We start from the raw sequence: 19,910 nt of genomic DNA, 5'->3' as shown, positions 1-19,910 counted from the left end.
AGATGACCACCTTCCACCCGACTCCCGCCCGCCGCGTACTGTGCCTTGCCGGCAGCCTGCGCCGCGATTCCTGGAACCGCCGCCTGCTGCAGGCGGCCGTGGCTCAGGCACCGGCGACACTGCAACTGGATGTCTACGACGCGCTGTCCACCGTGCCGCTGTTCGACGAGGACCTAGAGCAGCGCGAAGCGGCCGGACCCGCCGGCGTGCAGGCGCTGCACGCGGCGGTCGCCGCCGCGGACGGCCTGGTCATCGCCACGCCCGAATACAACCACGCCATGCCGGGCGTGCTGAAGAACGCGCTGGACTGGCTCTCGCGCGAAAGCCCTGCCGGCGACGTGCTGGCGGAAAAACCCGTGGCCGTGCTCGGCGCCAGCAGCGGCCCGTGGGGCACACGCCTGGCGCAGGCCTCGCTGCGCCAGGTGCTGCACACCTGCGGCGCGCTGGTGATGCCGGCACCAACCCTGTTCGTGGCGAACGCGGCCAGCCGCTTGGACGCCGATAGCACACTGGCCGACCTGGCTACCGTGCAGTCGCTGCAGGACTTTCTGTTGGCGTTTGAGCGCTGGATCGCACGCGTGGCGCCGCCGCTCGCCAGGCCGGAACCGGTCGCAACGGCGCGGTGCTGAACGCGCTCACCCATGCCTTTATGCACCCCTCCGCCGCGGCGGCGCCGGTTATGCTGGCCGCTTTCGTCCGCGAGGAAACGTCGTGCGCCCATCCCTGCCCTCCGTGCTGCTGGCCGCCTTCGTGCTGGCCGGTTCAAGCCTTGCCCCAGCCCTCGCCGCCGACAGCCACAAGCCGGCAGCAGCGGAGGCCGGCAGCAGCGACGGCTTCCAGCTGCCGCCGCTGCCGGCCGATGCGCACGTGACGCAATCGACCACGGTGGACGGCAAAACGCTCAAGTACACGGTCACCGTCGGCTCGCTGCCGGTGCGCGACGGGAAGGGCAAGACCACCGGTGAAGTGGTGTTCACCGCCTACACCATGACCGGCAAGGACCGCCCGGTGACGTTCGCGCTGAACGGCGGCCCGGGCGCCTCGTCGGTGTACCTGAACCTCGGCGCGATCGGGCCGAAGAAGGTGAACTTCGGCGTCGAGGGGGACAGTCCGTCCGACCCGGCCACGCTGCACGACAACCCCGGCACCTGGCTGGGCTTCACCGACCTGGTGTTCATCGATCCCGTGGGCACCGGCTACAGCCGCGCGCTGGTCGACGACAAGGAAGCGACCAAGCAGTTCTACAGCACCGACAGCGACATCAAGTACCTGTCGCGCATCGTCTACGACTGGCTGGTCAAGAACGGCCGCATGGGTTCGCGCAAGTACCTGGTCGGCGAGAGCTACGGCGGCTTCCGCGGCCCGCGCATCACCGAGTACCTGCAGACCCGGCTCGGCGTGGCGATGAAGGGCGTGGTGCTGCTGTCGCCCTACCTCGACCCGGCGGCCTACCACGACGAGAACGTATCGCCGCTGCCGTGGATGCTCACCCTGCCCTCGATCGCCGCGGCGCACCTGGAGCGCGAGCACCGGCTCAGCGCCGAGGCGATGGCACCGATCGTCGAATACACCCGCGGCGAATACGCCAGCGACCTGATGCGCGGCCGCTCCGACCCGCACGCCACCGACCGCGTGGTGAAGAAGGTCACCGAACTGACCGGGCTCGACCCGCTGTTCGTGAAGCGCTCCGGCGGCCGCATCGAAACCCAGGCCTACCTGCGCGAGGTATACCGCGCCGAAGGCAAGCTGGGCAGCCGTTACGACTCCAACGTCACCGCCTGGGATCCGTTTCCCTACGCGCCGCATCAGCAGACCGGCGACCCGATCCTCAACGGCATCATCGCGCCCACTACCAGCGCGATGGTCGATCTCGTCACCCGGGTCGTGGGCTGGAAAGTCGACGGCCGCTACAACGCGCTCAGCTACGAGGTGAACAAGCTGTGGCACCAGGACGAGGATGCCGACAAAGGTTCGGTGTCGCAGCTGCGCGAGGCGGTCGCCAACGACCCGGGCCTGCGCGTGCTGATCACGCACGGCTGGGACGACCTCTCATGTCCGTTCATGGCCTCGGTGCTGATCGTCGACCAGATGCCGGCAATGGGCGACCCGACCCGCGTGCAGGTGAAGAACTACCCCGGCGGCCACATGTTCTACTCGCGCGCCGACAGCCAGGCCGCGCTGACCGCCGACGTGAAGGCGTTGTACGGCGTCAAGTGATGACGTGTATCTCTCCGGCCTCGTAGGGCGGACACTGTCCGCCGCTGCTGCGTCACGGAATCAAAAGCTGGCGGGCGGTGCCCGCCCTACACAAGGAAGCGGGAGCAAACCGTCGCGGCGTCAGCGCGCCGACATGCTCGCGCGCACCAGGTACTGCACGCTGAACATCCGCTGCGGGTCGGTCCACACTCGCTGCACGGCCAGCCCGGCGCGGGCGGTCAGTGCGGCGAAGTCCTCCAGCGAATATTTGCAGCTGTACTCGACCTGGATCGCCTCGTCGGTGCGGAACGGCACGTTCACGCGGCCGACTTTGACCTGCTGCTCGCGGCGGCTGACCAGGTGCGTCTCGATGCGCCCGGCCATCGGGTTGTAGTGCGACCGGTGCGCGAACGCGGACAGCTCGAAGTTGCTGCCGATCTCGCGGTTGAGCCGCGCCAGCATGTTCAGGGTGAACTCGGCGGTGACGCCGGCGCGGTCGTTGTAGGCTGCCTCGATCAGCGCCGGATCCTTCTTCAGGTCCGCGCCGATCAGGATGCCGCCGGCATCGCCCATCTCGTTGCGCATCTTGCGAAGCAGCGCGGCCGCGCTGCGGTTGTCGAAATTGCCGATGGTGGAACCGGGGAAGTACAGCACGGTGCGTCGCGGCGCGCGCGGCGGGATTGGCAGCCGCAGCGGCTTGCTGAAATCCGCGCACAGTGGCTGCAGCGGCAACTGCGGGAACGCCGTGGCCAGCCGCTCGACGCTCTGCCGCAGCGGCTCGGGCGAAATTTCCACCGGCACGTAGGTCACCGGCGCGCGCAGATGTTCGAGCAACATGCGGGTCTTGTGCGCATTGCCGCTGCCGTACTCGACCAGCCGCACGTCGCTGCCCAGTGCACCGGCGATGTCGGCTGCGTGTTCGTCCATCAGCGCGATCTCGCAGCGTGTGAGGTAATACTCCGGCTGCTCGCAAATGCGCTCGAACAACGCCGAGCCGCGCTCGTCGTAGAACAGCCACGACGGCAGCCGCTTGGGGCGGGCGCCGAGGCCGCGCTGGACGACTTCCAGGAGATCGCTCGACGGCGGGCGACGGTCGTCGTCGCTGAGGCCAAAGGGTTGCACACTGCTCATCGGTCCTGTCCCAGTCGCAGCCCGGCGAATTGCCACCGGGCCTGGGGTGGAAAGAAATTGCGGTAGGTGGCTCGGATGTGGTCGCGCGGGGTGGCGCAGGAACCACCGCGCAACACCCACTGGCCGCACATGAACTTGCCGTTGTACTCGCCCAGCGAACCGGGCAGCGGGCGGAAGCCCGGGTAGCCGATGTAGGGCGACGCGGTCCACTCCCACGCGTCGCCGTAAAGCTGCTGCAGGCCGCTGCCGGCGCCGGCCGCACGCGGCTGGAAGCGCTGCGCGTCCTGCAGGTTGCCTTCGATCGCGACGCCCTGTGCCGCCGACTCCCACTCCGCCTCGGTGGGCAGGCGCGCGCCGGCCCAGTGCGCAAACGCTTCGGCTTCGTAATAGCTGAGATGGCACACCGGCTCGTGCGGGTCAAGCGCACGCACGCCGGCCAGGGTGAACTCGCTGGCCAGATCGTCCTGCCAATAGAGCGGATGCTGCCAGCCCTCGCGCTGCAGCGTGGCCCAGCCGTCGGACAGCCACAGGCCGGGTTCGCGGTAGCCGCCTTCGCCCATGAAGGCCAGGTATTCGGCATTGGTCACCAGCCGGTTGGCCAGCGCGTGGGGCTGCAGCAGGGTGCGGTGGCGCGGGGTCTCGTTGTCGAACGCAAAGCCCTCGCCGCGGTGGCCGATTTCGGCGATGCCCTCGCGGCCCGCGACGAACTGCAGTGGCACCGCCTTCGCGTCCGCCGGTGCAGCGACCGGCGCGCGATATGCCGGCTGCAGCGGGTTGCACCAGAGCGCGTGCTTGATGTCGGTCAGCAGCAACTCCTGGTGCTGCTGTTCGTGCTGCAGACCCAGTTCGACCAGCCCGGGCAGCTCCGCGTCGTCGCTGCGGTCGAGCAGTTCGCCCACCGCGTCGTCGATGCGGCGACGGTAATCGCGCACCTCGTCCAGCGACGGCCGCGACAGCAGGCCGCGCTGCGGCCGCGCATGCATCGGGCCAACCGACTGGTAGTAGGAGTTGAACAGGTAGTGCCAAGCCGGATCGCGCGGTCTGTAGGCTGGGTCGCGACCCAGCACGAACTGCTCGAAGAACCAGCTGGTGTGCGCCAGGTGCCACTTGCCGGGACTGGCGTCGGGCATCGACTGCAGTTGCAGGTCCTCGGCGCTGAGGCCGGCGCAGAGTTCAAGCGTTCGCTGCCGCAGCTGCAGGAATCGGGCGGCGATGCCTGCAACGGCGCACGTGTGCCCGGCCGTCATGGTGACCTGCCGCCAGTGGCCATCGGGGTGGCCGCATGAGCTGGGGTGCCGGGTGCTGGAGTGTTGCGATGCATGCCCATCAGCATGCCGCCTCAATCGTTCACTTATCGTGATACCCAGGTGGCAGATACTTTGCAGCCGCGCTGCCAGATGCCGGCATGCAACCACGCCACCGCATCGCGGCACGCACGCATACGAACGGACGAGGTAACACCCATGAAAACGATCCTCCCCTCCCTGCTGCTCGCGCTCGTCGCCGGCAGCGGCGCCGCGTATGCTACGGAGGCGGTGCCGGCGCGCTCACCGCTGCCGGCCGCCGACTGCATCGACACCACGCAGATCAACGAGTGGCATATCGTCGACGCCCGCACCGCCATCGTGCGCACCGGCCCGAAACGCTACCTGGTGACATTGCAGAACGATTGCCCGCGCCTGGGTACGCCGCCGCCAGGGCTGATCTTCCGGGCCAACCCGTCCAACACCGTCGTCAATCGTGGCCGCATCTGCGGCGAAGTGGGCGAAACGGTGCATTCGCGCTACCAGCCGCCGTGCGCGATTCAGTCGGTCCGCAAGATCGACAAGGCGCGCTTCGACCAGTTCAGTGCGCACGCGCTGCGCCACGGCAGCGGCGCGGAACTGCCGGCGCGCATGCCCGCGCATTGAGCGCGAAGCCAGCATGGCCGTAAACAAGGAAAGGCCCGGCATGCCGGGCCTTTCGCGGTCACACGCTGCCGGCGCGGTCGCCGGAGTCAATCGTCGTCGTCGTCATAGCCATCGTCGCGGATGTAGCGCACCCGGTACGGGTCGTCGTACACCACCGTGCGCTCGATCACACGACGACGCACCACCGGGGCATCCTCGTAGATCACCGTGCGCGGTGGGCCGTACACCACCGGTGCCTCGTAGTACACCGGCGCCGGGCGCAGCGCATCGCTGACCAGGCCGGCCACCGCGCCGGTGACGATGGCCCCGGCGATCCAGCGGCCGCCGCTCCAGTGCCCGCCATGGCCGTAGTAACCACCGTGGTACCCGTCATGGTAGCCGTTATAACCGCCACCCCAGCCGCGACCGCCACGTTCGTGCGCCGAGGCGCCCAGTGGCACCGCCACAGCCACCGCAACCGCCAGGCCGATGGCCGCCAGCCTGCCCGTCCTGCCGATGCTCTTGGTCATGATCGTTCTCCGTTGTACGGGGCGGATGCTCATCCGATCGCGCTTAATCTGCACTGAAGGGTTCACGTTTTCGGGCGCGCATTTTCCCAGGGGTTGATCCCCGTCACGGCCTTGCGCCGGCGCAGCAGCCAGCAACCGTGGATGTCGGCGCGGCGGGCGAAGTCGAATGGAATGCTGGGCGCGCTCCAGTCCTCGATCGCGAAGTGCTCTTCCAGCGCTTCGCGATCAAGCTTGAAGCGGCGGAAATTGTTGGAGAACACGATCACGCCGTCGCGGGTCAGCCGCTCGTTGCAGGCTTCCAGCAGCGCCACGTGGTCGCGTTGCACGTCGAAATCCTCGGCACGCTTGGAGTTCGAGAAGGTCGGTGGATCGACGTAGATCAGCCCGTAATGGCCGCGGTCGCGCTGCAGGAATTCCATGGCGTCGAACTGCGTCAGCCGGTGGTCGGCGCCGGTGAACCCGTTCAGTGCGAGGTTGCGCGAGGCCCATTCGAGATACGTGGCGGAAAGATCCACGCTGGTGGTTTCCAGCGCGCCGCCGGCCGCAGCGTACACGCTGGCGGTGGCGGTGTAGGCGAACAGGTTGAGAAAGCACTTGCCGCGCGCCAGCTCGCGCAGCTTGGCGCGCACCAGGCGATGATCGAGGAACAGGCCGGTGTCCAGATAGTCGGTGAGGTTGACCAGGAACTTCAGGCCGCCCTCCTCCACTTCGATGAACTCGCCGCGCTGGTCGAACTGGCCGTACTTGGAGCCACCCTTGCCGCGCTCACGGGTCTTCAGCACGATGCGCTCGCGCGGCACGCCGAACACCTCGCCGGCAACGCGGGCAATCTCGCGCAGGCGCAGCCGCGCCACGTCGGCCGGCACGTCAGCGGGCGCGCGATATTCCTGGATATGCAGGTGCTCGTCGCCACGCGTGTCGCCGTAGACGTCGATCGCGGCGGCGTACTCGGGCAGGTCCTGGTCATAGGCGCGCCAGCAATGGATGGCTTCGCGGACGAGCCGCTTGCGCAGGTGCCGGGCGGTCTTTTCCAGCCGGTTCTTCAGCATCTGTGCGCCAGCGGACAGCGGCTTGGGTTCGCGCGGCGGTTCGTCGCGCACTTTCAGGTCGAAGGTCAGCAGCACGGTTTCCAGCGCGCCGTTGTACAGCGCGTAGCGCTTGTCCGCGTGCAGCTGCATCGCGCGGCCCAGTTCCAAGTCGCCGGCCAGCACCGCGGCGCGCCAGCCGGTGAAGCGTTGGCGCAGGGTGTCGCCCAGTGCACGGTACAGCTTCGGCATCTCGGCGCGGTCGCCGAGGCGCTCGCCGTACGGCGGGTTGGTGATGACCAGGCCATGCGCAACGCCCGGCGGCGGCGCGGCGTGCGCCATGTCCTGCCGGTCCAGGGTGAAGAAGCCGGCCACGCCCGCCTGCTGCGCGTTGCGCTTGGCCGTCTGCACCATGCGCGGGTCGGCGTCGCTGCCGAAGAAGCACGGACGCAGCGCGCGCAGGCCGGCTTCGGCGCGCTGCTTCGCCTCGTCCAGCAGGCTGCGCCACAGTGCGATGTCGTGCTGCTGCCAGCCGAGGAAGCCGAAGTATTCGCGGCGCAAGCCGGGCGCCACGTCGGCCGCCATCAACGCGCCTTCGATGAGCAGCGTGCCGGAGCCGCACATCGGGTCGAGCAGCGCGCCGCCAGCGGCGTAGACCGCAGGCCATTGCGCGCGCAGCAGCATCGCGGCGGCAAGGTTTTCCTTCAGCGGCGCCTCGCCCTGCTCCTCGCGCCAGCCGCGCCGGTGCAGCGGCGTGCCGGCCAGGTCCAGCGACACGGTGGCGCGGTCGCGGCGCAGGCGCAGGTTGATGCGGATATCCGGCTCATCGGTGTTGATGTCGGGGCGCGAGCCGTCGCGCTGGCGGAACTGGTCGACCACCGCATCCTTGGTGCGCAGGCCGATGAACTGACTGTGGGTGAGCTTGCTCAGCGCGGTGCCGGCATCCACCGCAAACGTGGCGTGGGCGGCGAGGTGCTGGCTCCAGTCGATCGCCTGCACGCCGCGGTACAGCGCGTCGTCGTCGGCTGCGTCGAACTCGGCCAGCGGCAGCAGCATGCGGCTGGCCAGGCGCGACCACAGGCAGGCCCGATACGCGGTTTCCAGCGTGCCGGTGAAGTGCACGCCGGCCAGCGCCTCGCGCACGTCGAGCGCACCCAGCGCGGCCAGCTCGTCGCGCAGCAGGTATTCCATGCCCTTTGGACAGGTGGCGAAGTACTGACTCATGCGGCAGCCGCCAGTTGGTCGAGCATGCCGCGGAACTGCGCCGCGATCATGCCCATGCTGGAACCCAGCCGGTGGTCGTCGTCCAGCACCAGCAGCGGCAGGCGGCGCTTCGCGGCGAACGCGTGCGTGCCCGCCAGCGGACAGACCTCGTCGCGCCAGCCGTGGATCAGCAGCGCGGGCACGTCCTCGCGCAAGTCGAACTTGCGTGCGTAGCCGGGGATTTCGCCGGGCGTGGCCAGCAGCAGCAAACCGGCCACCGGCACGTCCAGCGAGACCAGCCCGGAGACGAACGCGCCCATGCTGGAGCCGACCAGCAGCGGCGGAGCATCCTGCGCCTCGATGGTGGCGCGCAGGCGGGCGATCCGCGGCGCCACCGAACCGGCAAAGCCGCGTGCATCGTCGGCGCGGTAGTCTGGCCGCTGCGTGCGCCAGCCCAGCGATTCGGCCAGCGCGGCGAGAGCGCTGACCTTGGTCGCCTCCGGCGCCGAATCAGAGCCGTGCGAAAGAATGATCTGGCCGCGCATGGCGGTCTCCCCGAGAGGGCGGAAAGCAAGGCGTGCATGGTAGCAGGCGGCGTTTCCGCCCCCGCCCGCCACATGCGAGACTTGGCCGATGCCATTGACCATCCACGACCAGCCGCTGCCCTACGTCGACCTGCTGCCCGAACGCCCGGCCGTGGCGGTCGAGCTGGTGGTGATCCACTGCACCGAACTGCCGGACCTGGCGATGGCGCGCGAGTACGGCGAACGCGTGCTGCACGCCAGCGGCACCGGCAACAGCGGCCACTACTACGTCGACCGCGACGGCGCGGTGTATCGCTACGTGCCCGGCACCCGCGTGGCGAACCACGTGCGCGGCCACAACCCCGACTCGATCGGCATCGAGCTGGTCAACCGGGGTCGCTACCCGCACTGGTGGGACTCGCACCAGCAGCAGATGACCGAGCCCTACGCCGAGGTCCAGATCGCCGCGCTGCTTGCCCTGCTGGCGCAATTGCGCGCGGAGTTCCCGCACCTGCGCCGGATCGCCGGGCACGAAGAGCTGGACACCGACCTCATGCCAGCCAGCGACGATCCCGCACGGCAGATCCGCCGCAAGTTCGACCCCGGCCCGCGCTTTCCATGGGATGCCATCGTGCCCGCCAGCGGCCTCGAGCGGCTGCGCTAGACTGCGCCTCTGCCCGCCCCGGCCCGCGCCATGTCGGAGTTCACCGTCCAGCCGCTGCTGCAAACGCCGCTCGTCGCGGCGCACGACGTGCACTGCCGCGGCAAGTGCCGCCATCGCAGCGCGGAGGAATGCGCGGCCGCCACCCACCTGGTGTTTCCCTACCGCGGCTTGTTCCTGCGCCACGTGGGCAGCACGCAATCGGTGGCCGATGCCAACCATGTGCTGTTGTTCAATGCCGGCGAGGGCTACCAGGTCAGCCATCCGGCCAGCGGCGGCGACGCCTGCCTGTCGCTGTCGATCTCGTCGCCGCTGCTGCGCGAACTGGCGCCGGCCGGGCTGCTGCAACGCCGCGACGAGCCGGTGTTCCGCGGCCAGTCGCTGCGCATCGACGAGCGCGCCCAGGTGCTGGTCGCGTTACTGCGCCACAGCCTGCGCAGCGGCAGCATCGAACCGCTGGAAGGCGAGAGCCTGGCGCTGACCCTGGCCTGCCGCAGCCTCGGCCCGCGCACCGCCCGCGCGCCCGGCGCCGGCCACGCGCGGCAGCGGCTGGTGGACCGCGCCAAGCTGCTGCTGGCCAGCGATCTGACCCGACGCTGGACCCTGGCGGAAATCGCGACCGGCGTCGGCGGTTCGGCGGTCTATCTCACCCAGGCCTTCCAGCAGGTCGAAGGCATGCCGCTGTACCGCTATCACCTGCGCCTGCGCCTCGCGCATGCGCTGGACCGGATCGCCGACTGCGAGGACGTCGCCGCGCTGGCGCTGGACCTGGGCTTCTCCAGCCACAGCCATTTCAGCGCGGCCTTCCGCCAGGCCTACGGCCGCACGCCCAGCGCGTTCCGCCAGGCCGCGCTGGCCCGGGCGTCGTGAATCGCTAAAGATCCTGACAGCCGCAACCGGCGACCGGTGGTTTCCTGTGCCTGCCCGATCCGGGCAACCCACGGAGACCCGACATGAACGAGAAAACCTGCGCCGCCTGCGACTACCCGCTGGACGACAACGCCATCAAAGTCACCATCGGCAGCCGCACCGTCGAGGTGTGTTGCGAGGAGTGCGCGCAGAAGCTGCGCGAGGCGACAGCGCAAGCGTGAGCGGCGATGTCTTTCCATCCGCGGCGCCGGGCATGACCCGGCGCCGCTTTCTCGCCCTGTCCGCGGCCACGTTCGCCGCAGGCTGCGTGATGCGCACACCCCATGGCGGCATCGCGCCACCGGTGATGGACGCGGCGGCTTTCCACGCCGTACGTCGCTACACGGGCACCACGTTCGGCCGCATCGCCCATGTCGAGCGCGGCAGCGGCTCCGCGGCGCTGTTCCTGCACGGCTTTCCGCTCAACGGCTTCCAGTGGCGCGGCGCGCTGGAACGGCTGGCGCCGTACCGGCGTTGCATCGCGCCCGACTTCCTCGGCATGGGCTGCAGCGAGGTCGCCGAAGGGCAATCCTGCGCCCCCGACGCGCAGGTGGCGATGCTGCTCGCCCTGCTCGACGCGCTGGGTGTCGATCGCACCGATGTGGTCGCCAACGACAGCGGCGGCGCGGTGGCGCAACTGCTGCTCGCCCGCCACCCCGAACGCGTGCGCAGCCTGCTGCTGACCAACTGCGACACCGAGCAGGACAGCCCGCCGCCGGCGCTGCTGCCGGTGATTGTGCTGGCGAAGCAGGGCCGTTTCGTCGACGAGTGGCTGGGGCGGTGGCGCCACGACCATACCCTGGCACGCTCGACCGACGGCATCGGCGGCATGTGCTACGCCGACCCCGCGCATCCCACCGACGAGGCCATCGAAACCTACTTCGCGCCGCTGCTGGCGTCGCGGCGCAGCCGCGAGCTGGCGCATGCTTACGCCATCGCACTGGAGCGCAACGCGCTGGCCAGCATCGGCCCCGCGCTGGCGCGCTCGCGCGTGCCGGTGCGCATCGTCTGGGGCGAGGCGGACACGATCTTTGCCGCCGCCAATGCCGACTTCCTCGACCGTGCCTTCGGCCATTCGCTGGGCGTGCGCCGGCTCGCGGGCAGCAAGCTGTTCTGGCCCGAGGAGCGGCCCGAGGTGATCGCCGAGGAGGCGCGGCGGCTGTGGGCCGCGGCCGATCGCCGAGCCTGACCACGCCTCCGCCACGCGCTTCGCCGTGCCCGGGCGCGGGCCGCCACCGCTATACTGGCGCCCTTTTGCAAGGACACGCCATGAGCGAAGACCACGTCGCCGAACTGGTCCAGCTGCTCCGCCTGGAGCGACTGGAAGACAACCTGTTCCGCGGCCAGAGCCGCGACATCGGCACGCGCTTCGTGTTCGGCGGCCAGGTGCTGGGGCAGGCGCTGTCGGCGGCGCAGCAGACCGTCGACCCCTCGCGCGAGGCGCATTCGCTGCATGCCTACTTCCTGCGCGCTGGCGACATCGAGGCACCGATCATCTACAGCGTGGAACGCACCCGCGACGGCGGTACGTTCTCCTCACGCCGGGTAGTGGCGATCCAGCACGGCCAGCCGATCCTGAACGGCTCGGTCTCGTTCCAGGCGCCCGAGCCGGGCGTGGAACACCAGACCAGCATGCCCGAGGTGCCCGCGCCGGAAGACATCGAGCCGCTGCATCCGCTGCCGCCGGACGAGCTGGCTCGGCTGCCGGTGAAGCTGCAGCGCTGGCTTGGCATCGACGGCCCATTCGAGTTCCGCCAGGTGTGGCCGCGCGACGAGATGCACCCGGTCAAGCGCCCGCCGATCCAGCACATCTGGTTCCGGCTCACCTCGCCGATCGACGACGCGGCAATCCTGCACCGTGCGCTGCTGGCCTATGCCTCCGATTTCCACCTGATCGGCACCGCTACCCTGCCGCACGGCATCTCCTACATGACCCACAACGTGCAGATGGCCAGCCTCGACCACGCGTTGTGGTTCCACCGTCCGTTCCGCGTCGACGAATGGTTGCTGTACTCGTTCGACAGCCCCACCGCGCAGGGCGCGCGTGGCCTGGCGCGCGGGCAGATCTTCAGCCGCGATGGCCGCCTGGTGGCTTCTTCCGCACAGGAAGGGCTGATCCGCGTGCGCGGTGACTGAGTAGAATCACAGCATGCGCCAGATCTACACCTCGCCCCGCCCGGAAAGCATCGACGCCGTGATCGCCCTGATGGCCGAGCACGGCATCGCCGCGACGGTGGAAAACCGCTCCAACTACAACCGGCCGAGCTACCAGCGTTTCAGCTATTCGACGCGCAACGAGGAACGCAGCCGCTGGGCGCAGGTGTGGATCACCCACGCCGACGACTACCCCAAGGCGCGCGCGCTGCTGCGCCAGATCGGCATCGAGCCGGTGGTGCGCCACGGCGAGGAACTGGCCGCGGCGCGCAACCCCAGCCCGCTGGACCGGCGCAACCGCACGGTGACGCGGGTGCGCCGCATCGTGCTGCTGGTGGTGCTGGCGGTGCTCGCCGTGGCGATGCTGCGATTCCTGCGCATGTAACACACCCACGGATGCGCTGCCGCGGCGGGCGGCATAGAATCGGGGAATGCGCCGTTCAGACCAAGTCCGCCTGTTCCAGACGCTGCCCCATGCGTGCGGCTACTACGCCGACCGCACGGCGCAGAACCTGGTGCTGGACCCGGCCGCGCCGAACCTCGACAAGCTGTATGGCCCCGCGCTCGAACGCGGCTTCCGCCGCGCCGGCGGCCACCTGTACTTCCCGCACTGCGCGCAATGCCACGCCTGCACGCCGTGCCGCATCGACGTGGCGAATTTCCAGCCGGACCGCGCCCAGCGTCGCTGCCTGAAGCGCAACGCCGATCTCGTGGTCCGCGAGTCGATCCCCGGCTACAACCGCGAGCGCCACGCGTTGTACGAGCGCTACCTGCAGAGCCGCCACGCCGGCGGCGGCATGGACGATGCGGAAGCCAGCGACTTCCGCCGCTTCCTCACCGCCCCGTGGAGCCCCACCCTGTTCATGGAGCTGCGCCTGGGCACGCGCCTGCTCGCGGTGGCGGTTACCGACGTCTGCCCCAACGGCGCCTCAGCCGTCTATACCTTCTACGACCCCGACGAGACCGCGCGCAGCCTCGGCACCTGCGCCATCCTGCAGCAGGTGGCGTTGTGCCGCCGGCGCGGCCTGCCATGGCTGTACCTGGGCTTCTGGATCGACGGCCACCCGAAGATGGACTACAAGCGGCGCTTCAAGCCACTGCAGATCCGCACCACCGAAGGCTGGCAGGCGATGCCGTAGGGCGGGCACTGCTTTCCGCCCCATGCGGAACCAGCGGCGGGGAGTGCCCGCCCTACCGGGTTTCCAGCCCTGACTCCTGCGACTGAGGATACGGAAACAGCTTCTCCAGCGGGATCGACAGGCCGTCGTCGCCGACCACGCGGCAATGACTGCGCCTGAGCTGGCGCGGTTCGCTGACGCCGCAGCTGTGCGCGATGATGCCGACCTCGTGCATCAGGTTCTTCGCGTAGTGGAACACCCGCTCGCTCTTGTCGCTGACCACCAGGCCGCGCTGCAGCTTCGGGTTCTGCGTGGTGATGCCGGTGGGACAGGTGTTGCGGTTGCACTGCAGCGACTGGATGCAGCCCAGCGCCAGCATGAAGCCGCGCGCGGAGTTGACGAAGTCCGCGCCGATCGACAGCGCCCACGCCACGTCGTAGGCGGTGATGCACTTGCCCGAGCAGACCACCTTGATGCGCTGGCGCAGGCCCTTGACGATCAGCATGTCGAGCAGCGCCGGCAGCGCCTCGTGCAGCGGCAGGCCGACGCCTTCCATCAGGGTCTGCGGCGCGGCGCCGGTGCCGCCCTCGGAGCCGTCGACGATGATGAAGTCCGGCGCGCTCGCGATACCGCGCTGCCTCACCTCGTCGCACAGTTCACCGATCCACTCGACGCCACCCAGTACCGCCTTGAAGCCCACCGGCTTGCCGGTGAGCTCGCGGATGTGCGCGATCGCGTCCATCAGCTCGGACACGTTGCCGATGTCGAGATGGCGGTTCGGGCTCTGCGAATCCTGGCCGACCGGAATACCGCGGATCGCGGCGATCTCGGCGGTGACCTTGGCGCCGGGCAGCAGGCCGCCCATGCCGGGCTTGGCGCCCTGGCCCAGCTTGATGCTGACCATCTTCACCTGTGGGTGCGCGCAGATCGCCAGCAGCTTGTCGTCGTCGAGCTTGCCGTCCGGCGTGCGCACGCCGTATTTGGCGGTACCGATCTCGAAGATGAGGTCGCAGCCGCCTTCCAGGTGGTACGGCGCCAGACCACCCTCGCCGGTGTCCATCCAGATGCCCGCCCTGGCCGCGCCGCGCGACAGCGCGCGCACCGCCGGCGCAGACAATGCGCCGAAACTCATCGCCGAGATGTTGAAGAACGCCGCATGGCTGTACGGCTCGCGCGCGTACGGGCCGATCGTCACCGGCACCGGCTCGACGTGGTCCACGCCCAGGTCGGGGAACGGCGCATTGACGAAGAACGGCACGCCCTCGGCGCGCAGGTCGCGGCTGGAGCCGAACGCGTTGGTGTTGTCCACGTTCTTCGCAGCGCGATAGACCCAGGTGCGCTGCGCGCGGTTGAACGGCATCTCCTCGCGGTCGCTGGAATACAGGTACTGGCGGAAGAACTCGCCCAGGTGCAGGAACCAGTAGCGGAAGTGGCCGACCACCGGGAAGTTGCGCAGCACCGCGTTGCCGGTCTGGTTGCGGTCAACCACCCAGGTCACCGCCAGCACCACGATCACCAGCGCCAGCAGCAGCAGGGCGAACGCAGTGACCAGTTCGACCAGCACGATCAGCCAGTGCGCAAAGCCGCTTGATTCCATCCCGCCTCTCCTTCCGTCAGTCGAATGCCGGTGGCGACGACGCGGCCGCCATCGCCAAGCCTATCGCATCGACTCGTTCAGGCGGATGCGTTCACAGCTCGATGCGCAGATGGCCCGCCGCACGCACCGCCTTGCCCACCGCCGCCTCCAGCGTGGCCCCGCGCGCCAGCGTCACCGCCATGCGCCGGCGCCCCTTCACCGCGGGCTTGCCGAAGATGCGCAGCTGCGTGTCAGGCTCGGCCAGCGCCGCGGCCACGCCGTGGTAGCGCGGCCCGGCGCCGTCGCCCTCGACCAGCACCGCGCACGAGGCCGCCGGTCCGTACTGGTGGATTACCGGGATCGGCAGGCCGAGGATCGCCCGCGCGTGCAGCGCGAACTCGGAGAACTCCTGCGAGATCAGCGTGACCAGGCCGGTGTCGTGCGGCCGCGGGCTGACCTCGGAGAAGATCACCGCATCGCCCTTGACGAAGAACTCCACGCCGAACACGCCCCAGCCGCCCAGCGCGCCGGTGACCGCGGCGGCCTGCCGCTGCGCCTCGGCCAGCGCGGCGTCGCTCATCGGCTGCGGCTGCCACGACTCGCGATAGTCGCCCTCTTCCTGGCGGTGGCCGATCGGCGCGCAGAAGCTGACGCCGTCGACGTGCCGCACGGTGAGCATGGTGATCTCGTAGTCGAAGTCCACGAAACCCTCGACAATCACCCGGCCTTTGCCCGCGCGCCCGCCGGACTGCGCGTAATCCCACGCATGTTGCAGCCCATCGGCGGCGCGCACCACGCTCTGGCCCTTGCCGGACGAACTCATCACCGGCTTGATCACGAACGGGTAGCCGATCGCGGCCACCGCATCGCGATATTGCGCCTCGTCGTCGCAGAACCGGTACGGCGAGGTGGGCAGTTGCAACTCCTCAGCCGCCAGCCTGCGGATGCCTTCGCGGTCCATGGTCAGCCATGCCGCGCGGGCGGTCGGGATGACCCGCTGGCCTTCCTTCTCCAGTTCGATCAGGGTCGGCGTGTGGATCGCCTCGATCTCCGGCACCACCACGTCGGGCTTTTCCTGCTCGATCACCGCGCGCAGCGCCTGGCCGTCCAGCATGTCGATCACATGGCTGCGATGGGCCACCTGCATCGCCGGCGCGTTCGCGTAGCGGTCCACCGCGATCACTTCCACCGCGTAGCGCTGCAGTTCGATCGCCACCTCCTTGCCCAGCTCGCCGGCGCCGAGCAGCAGCACGCGCAGCGCGTGGTCGGAATGGGGCGTGCCGAAAGGTTTCATCGGGTTCTCCGCTGCGGACGAGCCGGCATTGTATGCGCTACGCCGCCCGGCAGCGCGCGCCCTGACCGAGGCCAGTGGAAGCATGCCGCATTACTTGGTTGTGATATCAAATTGCTATCCAACCAGCAAACCTCAGGGAGACGACACATGAACGAACGCCATGGTTTTTCCATCGCCGGCATTCCCTTCATCGGTCTGTGCCTCATGCTCGCCGCGATCGGCGCCGCGCCGGTGCTGTCCACTGCGCAGGGCACTCGCCAACACCGTCGATGGCCGGCGCGATCGCGCCGGCCATCGACGGCTTCCGGCTGAAAGGCTTTTCCCAGCTCGTCCCGAACGAGGGCCCGGCGCTGCAGCTGTTCGGCAAGTACACCAGCACCGTACGCAGGAAAGGCCTGCGCTGGACCAAGCCGTTCTGCAGCCGCCGGCGCATCTCGCTGGGCATGTGCAATTTCGAGAGCGGCAAGCTGAAGATCAACGACAACGACGGCAATCCGATCGAGATCACCGCGATGGTGGTGTGGCAGGTAATCGACACCGCCGAGGCGGTGATCTGCGTCGACGATTACGAGAACTTCGCGCACATCCAGAGCGAGTCGGCGCTGCGCGCAGATGGCGCAAAGCTACCCCTACGGCGCCCACGACGACGGCAAACCCTCGCTGCGCAGCCATGAGAGATGATCAACTCGCACCTGCGCGACGAGATCCAGACCCACCCCGGCAAGGCCTGCGTGCAGGTGGTCGAGGCGCGCATCAGCCACCTCGCCTACCCCCAGGAAATCGCCCAGGCGATGCTGCAGCAGCAACAGGCCGGCGCGATCATCGCCGCCCGCACGAAGATCGTCGAGGATGCGGTGAGCATGTCGAGATGGCGCTGGACCAGCTCAGCCAGTGCGGCGTGGTGAACCTGACGAGGAGCGCAGGGCGGCCACGGTCAGCAACCTGCTGGTGGTGCTGTGGGGCGAGCGCGGCACCCAGCCGGCGCTGAACACCGGCACCTTGTACTGATCGTCGCGATGACCGGCGAGAAAAAGCCTATCCGCTGCGCGTCAGCGCTGTCGTACTGGAGGCCATGCAGCACTGGTCTGACGACGAGTTGCGCAGCCCAAACGCGCAGATCGAGTACGTGCCGCGCAAGGCACCGCGCAAGGCCGACCGGCTGAAGGCTGGCCCGGCGAGGCTGACGAGGCCGACGAGGCCGGCGGCCGACGACCACGACGCCGATTGAGCAGCCCACGAAAGAGGGCGTGCACATGCCTGCCCACCCGCCGGTCAGCGGCCCGCACCTGAAGCTTGCCGCGCTGCTTGGTCTCGCCGGCGCGCTGCAAGCGGTGGTGAAGACCGGGGTGTGCTGTGCTGGCTGCTGGCGCGCGGCAACCAGTGCGTGGCGCGCCCGTGATGTTCATGCTGGCGATCGTGCTGGCCGCGCTGTTGTTCGGCGGCGGCCACCTGCCCGCTGCGCATGCCGCCGACCTGCTCGGCACGCCGCTGCTGATCGCGCGCATCGTCCTGCTCAATGCCGTGGTCGGCGTCGCCTGCGACGGACCGTTCTGGAAGTACGGACTGGAGCACGCGATGCTGGCGCACTTCTGCGCCGATCTGGTGCTGCACGTGGCGCTGCCGCCGACCGGCACCGCCTGACCCGCCGCTCAGCGGTCGCTGGCGGCCATCGCCTGCAACTGCGGCAGCTTCAGCCGCACCGTCGGATGCTGCTTGCCCGTTACCCACAGCCATGGTCCCTGCCGCGCTATCGACTGCACCTCCGGCAGGCCGTCGTCCGCGCCGAGCCGCTGCAACGGACGACCGTTGGCGGCGTCGTAGACCACCAGTTCGCGGGTCGCCGGGTCGACCACCAGCAGCCAGTCGTGGGCTGCGTCCTGCCAGTGCACGAGCGATGGCGTCGATGGCGTTCCCGCCGCGCGACCGGCAACCGGCCAGCACCACCACAACAGCGCCGACGCCAACGCCAGCAGCAGCGCGGCGCCGACCATGCCGCGGGAGAAGCGGCCTGGCGACCAGGCCACGACAGACCATTGGCGGAGGGCGATCTGCGGGTTCATGCCCCGCACCATCGCAAGCGGCGATTACCACCGGATGACAGCCGCAAGAACTATTCGTTGCGCGTGCGCAGGGCCCAGCCGAGCGCGAGCCAGCCTAGGATGAAGGCCACGCCGCCGAACGGCGTGATGATCCCGACCCAGCGCGGCACGCCCAGCGCCAGCGCGTACAGGCTGCCGCTGAACAGCACGATGCCGACAGTGAAGGCCGCGGCCGCAAGACGCCCGCTGCGGCCGCGCCCGAGTCCCACCGCCACGGCCAGCGCCAACGCGTGCCACACGTGATAGTCCACTGCCGTGCGCCACAGCTCGCTGCCGCGGGCATCGAGCACGCCGCGCAGCGCATGCGCGCCGAACGCGCCCAGCAACACCGCACTGGCTCCGGCCAGGCCGACCAGCAGGGCAACGCGGGAAGTGACAGGTGCTCGCATCGTGCGTATCCCGGCCCGGACGAACCCGGCCATGCGGCCGGTGTCGTATGCTTGAATGGATGAACACCAAGGATTCTCGCATGAAGCCCCGCCGCTGGTTGCGCCCCGCCCTGCTGCTCCTGCTGCTCGCCACCGGCGTGCTGCTGGGCGCTTGCCATCGCGGCGAACCGTTGCCGCTGCGGCTGACCAACATCAGCGGACACATGCCTGACCTCGATTTCAAGCTCACCGACGACAGCGGCAAGGCCGTTACCGGCGCCGACTACCGCGGCAAGGTGGTGCTGCTGTACTTCGGCTATACGCACTGCCCCGACGTCTGCCCGCTGACCCTGGCGCAACTGCACGTGGTGATGCAGCGGCTGGGACCGCTGGCCGACGGTGCGCGCATCCTGTTCGTCAGCGTCGACCCGGCGCGCGACACGCCGGCGATCATGCACGGCTATGTCAATGCGTTCGACAAGCGGGCGGTGGGCCTGGTCGGCGATGCGCGCAGCGTCGAGGCGCTGAGCAAGCGCTACCGCTCGGCCTTCACCCGCGAGCCCAGCGCGGCCGACGGCAGTTATGAAGTCAGCCACAGCTCGGCGATCTACGTCTTCGACCGCGGCGGCCGCGCCCGTCTGCTGGCCACCCCGTCCGCCTCGCAGGACGACCTGGTACACGACCTGCACCTGCTGCTCGACACCGGAGCCACGTCATGAAGTCATCCCGCATGAAGTCAGCCGCCCTGCCGCTGCTGCTGGCCGGCCTGCTGCTGGCCGGCGGCGCCCACGCCAACGACGCCGCGCACATCCGCGCCAGCCACGCCTGGATCCGCGTGCTGCCGGGCGCGCTACCGGCCGGCGCCTACGTCACGCTGGAGAACGACGGCAACCAGCCGGTCGCGCTGCGTGGCGCCAGCAGCAGCGTGTACGCCGAGGTGATGCTGCACCGAAGCTCGCGCGAAGGCGGCGTCAGTCGCATGGCGATGGTCGATGCGCTGAACGTGCCCGCGCACGGCAAGGCGGAACTGGCGCCGGCCGGTTACCACCTGATGCTGATGCGGCCGCATGCACCGGTGAAACCCGGCGACACGGTGACGCTGACGCTGCAGTTCGGCGACGGCAGCACGCTGGCCACCGATTTCGTCGCGCGGCCGGCGAATGCCATGGACGCGGGCGACGACCATGCCACGCCGGCGATGGACCACGACGCGATGCCACACGGCCACTGAGC

The 19,910-nt window shown here is 69.3% G+C and carries 23 protein-coding genes and 1 pseudogene; 15 read left to right on the top strand and 9 right to left on the bottom strand.

The window, feature by feature from the left end; genetic code table 11:
* Positions 1-2: 2 nt before the first annotated feature.
* Both UUA_RS01025 and UUA_RS01020 read left to right on the top strand, forming a co-directional pair.
* Positions 3-629, top strand: coding sequence for an NADPH-dependent FMN reductase (locus UUA_RS01025; protein WP_008433495.1), 627 nt, complete (start codon positions 3-5; stop codon positions 627-629).
* A gap of 82 nt (positions 630-711) precedes the next feature.
* Positions 712-2,217: a S10 family peptidase gene (locus UUA_RS01020; protein ID WP_008433493.1), complete on the top strand. Its 1,506-nt coding sequence runs from the start codon at positions 712-714 to the stop codon at positions 2,215-2,217.
* A gap of 120 nt (positions 2,218-2,337) precedes the next feature.
* Here UUA_RS01020 and egtD read toward each other — a convergent pair whose 3' ends face one another.
* Entirely contained in the window at positions 2,338-3,327 is a 990-nt protein-coding gene (gene egtD / locus UUA_RS01015; protein WP_008433492.1) for an L-histidine N(alpha)-methyltransferase, read from the bottom strand.
* Entirely contained in the window at positions 3,324-4,574 is a 1,251-nt protein-coding gene (gene egtB, locus UUA_RS01010; protein WP_008433491.1) for an ergothioneine biosynthesis protein EgtB, read from the bottom strand. The genes egtD and egtB overlap by 4 nt, the downstream gene beginning before the upstream one ends.
* A 72-nt stretch (positions 4,575-4,646) precedes the next feature.
* Here egtB and UUA_RS01005 point away from each other — a divergent pair, with 72 nt between their 5' ends.
* Positions 4,647-5,237 carry a DUF6491 family protein gene (locus UUA_RS01005; protein WP_235605933.1) on the top strand — a complete coding sequence of 197 codons (591 nt, stop codon included), beginning with the start codon at positions 4,647-4,649 and terminating at the stop codon, positions 5,235-5,237.
* 86 nt (positions 5,238-5,323) lie between these two features.
* On the opposite strand, the gene UUA_RS01000 is transcribed toward UUA_RS01005, so the two are convergent.
* The 3 genes from UUA_RS01000 to UUA_RS00990 form a co-directional block, all read right to left on the bottom strand.
* Entirely contained in the window at positions 5,324-5,746 is a 423-nt protein-coding gene (locus UUA_RS01000) for a hypothetical protein (RefSeq protein ID WP_008433487.1), read from the bottom strand.
* Positions 5,747-5,808: 62 nt separating this feature from the next.
* Positions 5,809-7,995 (bottom strand): bifunctional 23S rRNA (guanine(2069)-N(7))-methyltransferase RlmK/23S rRNA (guanine(2445)-N(2))-methyltransferase RlmL, encoded by a 2,187-nt coding sequence (gene rlmKL / locus UUA_RS00995; protein ID WP_008433486.1) that lies wholly within the window; start codon positions 7,993-7,995, stop codon positions 5,809-5,811.
* Positions 7,992-8,519, bottom strand: coding sequence for an alpha/beta hydrolase (locus UUA_RS00990; protein ID WP_008433484.1), 528 nt, complete (start codon positions 8,517-8,519; stop codon positions 7,992-7,994). The genes rlmKL and UUA_RS00990 overlap by 4 nt, the downstream gene beginning before the upstream one ends.
* An 88-nt stretch (positions 8,520-8,607) precedes the next feature.
* Here UUA_RS00990 and UUA_RS00985 point away from each other — a divergent pair, with 88 nt between their 5' ends.
* The 7 genes from UUA_RS00985 to UUA_RS00960 all read left to right on the top strand — a co-directional run bounded on the left by UUA_RS00985 (position 8,608) and on the right by UUA_RS00960 (position 13,361).
* Positions 8,608-9,162, top strand: a complete 555-nt coding sequence (locus tag UUA_RS00985; RefSeq protein WP_008433482.1) for an N-acetylmuramoyl-L-alanine amidase — start codon at positions 8,608-8,610, stop codon at positions 9,160-9,162.
* Between the two features lie 30 nt (positions 9,163-9,192).
* Positions 9,193-10,029, top strand: a complete 837-nt coding sequence (locus UUA_RS00980) for a helix-turn-helix transcriptional regulator (protein WP_008433480.1) — start codon at positions 9,193-9,195, stop codon at positions 10,027-10,029.
* A gap of 83 nt (positions 10,030-10,112) precedes the next feature.
* Positions 10,113-10,250: a hypothetical protein gene (locus UUA_RS19795; protein WP_008433479.1), complete on the top strand. Its 138-nt coding sequence runs from the start codon at positions 10,113-10,115 to the stop codon at positions 10,248-10,250.
* Positions 10,251-10,282: 32 nt separating this feature from the next.
* On the top strand, positions 10,283-11,257 hold the full coding sequence (locus tag UUA_RS00975; RefSeq protein WP_008433478.1) for an alpha/beta fold hydrolase: 975 nt from the start codon (positions 10,283-10,285) through the stop codon (positions 11,255-11,257).
* Positions 11,258-11,337: 80 nt separating this feature from the next.
* Positions 11,338-12,204 carry an acyl-CoA thioesterase gene (locus UUA_RS00970; RefSeq protein ID WP_008433477.1) on the top strand — a complete coding sequence of 289 codons (867 nt, stop codon included), beginning with the start codon at positions 11,338-11,340 and terminating at the stop codon, positions 12,202-12,204.
* Positions 12,205-12,217: 13 nt separating this feature from the next.
* Positions 12,218-12,607 carry a hypothetical protein gene (locus UUA_RS00965; protein WP_008433476.1) on the top strand — a complete coding sequence of 130 codons (390 nt, stop codon included), beginning with the start codon at positions 12,218-12,220 and terminating at the stop codon, positions 12,605-12,607.
* Positions 12,608-12,653: 46 nt separating this feature from the next.
* The gene (locus UUA_RS00960; protein ID WP_008433475.1) at positions 12,654-13,361 is read left to right on the top strand and encodes an arginyltransferase; all 708 of its coding nucleotides are present in this window, start codon (positions 12,654-12,656) and stop codon (positions 13,359-13,361) included.
* A 52-nt stretch (positions 13,362-13,413) separates the two neighbouring features.
* Here the strand turns inward: UUA_RS00960 and UUA_RS00955 are convergent, their stop codons facing one another.
* Both UUA_RS00955 and purT read right to left on the bottom strand, forming a co-directional pair.
* A complete protein-coding gene (locus tag UUA_RS00955; protein ID WP_008433474.1) occupies positions 13,414-14,937 on the bottom strand; it encodes an FMN-binding glutamate synthase family protein in 1,524 nt (507 codons plus the stop codon).
* Positions 14,938-15,028: 91 nt separating this feature from the next.
* Positions 15,029-16,210, bottom strand: a complete 1,182-nt coding sequence (gene purT, locus UUA_RS00950) for a formate-dependent phosphoribosylglycinamide formyltransferase (RefSeq protein WP_008433473.1) — start codon at positions 16,208-16,210, stop codon at positions 15,029-15,031.
* A gap of 147 nt (positions 16,211-16,357) precedes the next feature.
* On the opposite strand from purT, the pseudogene UUA_RS00945 reads away from it, so the two are divergent.
* The 3 genes and pseudogenes from UUA_RS00945 to UUA_RS00935 all read left to right on the top strand — a co-directional run bounded on the left by UUA_RS00945 (position 16,358) and on the right by UUA_RS00935 (position 17,851).
* Positions 16,358-17,218: pseudogene (locus UUA_RS00945) on the top strand (SPFH domain-containing protein).
* Positions 17,219-17,252: 34 nt separating this feature from the next.
* The gene (locus tag UUA_RS18680; protein ID WP_039953343.1) at positions 17,253-17,438 is read left to right on the top strand and encodes a type II toxin-antitoxin system antitoxin; all 186 of its coding nucleotides are present in this window, start codon (positions 17,253-17,255) and stop codon (positions 17,436-17,438) included.
* Positions 17,439-17,608: 170 nt separating this feature from the next.
* Positions 17,609-17,851 carry a CPBP family intramembrane metalloprotease gene (locus UUA_RS00935; RefSeq protein ID WP_008433470.1) on the top strand — a complete coding sequence of 81 codons (243 nt, stop codon included), beginning with the start codon at positions 17,609-17,611 and terminating at the stop codon, positions 17,849-17,851.
* Between the two features lie 8 nt (positions 17,852-17,859).
* On the opposite strand, the gene UUA_RS00930 is transcribed toward UUA_RS00935, so the two are convergent.
* The gene (locus UUA_RS00930) at positions 17,860-18,270 is read right to left on the bottom strand and encodes a hypothetical protein (protein WP_008433469.1); all 411 of its coding nucleotides are present in this window, start codon (positions 18,268-18,270) and stop codon (positions 17,860-17,862) included.
* A gap of 50 nt (positions 18,271-18,320) precedes the next feature.
* The gene (locus UUA_RS00925; protein ID WP_039953341.1) at positions 18,321-18,698 is read right to left on the bottom strand and encodes a DUF423 domain-containing protein; all 378 of its coding nucleotides are present in this window, start codon (positions 18,696-18,698) and stop codon (positions 18,321-18,323) included.
* An 80-nt stretch (positions 18,699-18,778) separates the two neighbouring features.
* Here UUA_RS00925 and UUA_RS00920 point away from each other — a divergent pair, with 80 nt between their 5' ends.
* A complete protein-coding gene (locus UUA_RS00920) occupies positions 18,779-19,396 on the top strand; it encodes an SCO family protein (RefSeq protein WP_008433467.1) in 618 nt (205 codons plus the stop codon).
* A gap of 11 nt (positions 19,397-19,407) precedes the next feature.
* Positions 19,408-19,908, top strand: coding sequence for a copper chaperone PCu(A)C (locus UUA_RS00915; RefSeq protein ID WP_008433466.1), 501 nt, complete (start codon positions 19,408-19,410; stop codon positions 19,906-19,908).
* The last annotated feature ends 2 nt before the right edge of the window (positions 19,909-19,910 follow it).

Origin of the sequence: Rhodanobacter thiooxydans LCS2, from assembly GCF_000264375.1 — a bacterium.
GTDB lineage: Bacteria > Pseudomonadota > Gammaproteobacteria > Xanthomonadales > Rhodanobacteraceae > Rhodanobacter > Rhodanobacter thiooxydans.
This window is presented reverse-complemented; position numbering and strand designations above follow the sequence as displayed.